The organism is Burkholderia sp. SIMBA_062, assembly GCF_046534765.1.
Classification (GTDB): Bacteria; Pseudomonadota; Gammaproteobacteria; order Burkholderiales; family Burkholderiaceae; genus Burkholderia; species Burkholderia ambifaria.
Window position 1 is genome coordinate 1 of the sequence record NZ_JAWRYD010000337.1, and the last position, 264, is coordinate 264.

At 66.7% G+C, this 264-nt stretch carries 1 protein-coding gene; it reads right to left on the reverse strand.

The annotated features are described in order from the left end of the window. Window positions 1–264, reverse strand: a 264-nt coding sequence (locus tag SB786_RS36590) for a S41 family peptidase (protein ID WP_410731632.1), incomplete at both ends; no start/stop codon positions are given.

The window sequence follows — 264 nt, forward strand, 5'->3', positions numbered from 1 at the left end:
TCGACCGCGACGTCAGGACGGATGCCCTTGTTCTGGATCGAGCGGCCGCTCGGCGTGTAGTAGTACGCCGTGGTCAGACGCAGCGCCGTGTCGGCCGTCATCGGACGCACGGTTTGCACCGAGCCCTTGCCGAAGGTCGTCTTGCCGATGATGAGCGCACGCTTCTGGTCCTGCAGCGCGCCCGCGACGATTTCCGACGCCGACGCCGAGTAGGCGTTGGTCAGCACGATCATCGGCACGGTCTTGAACTCGGCCGCCTCGCCC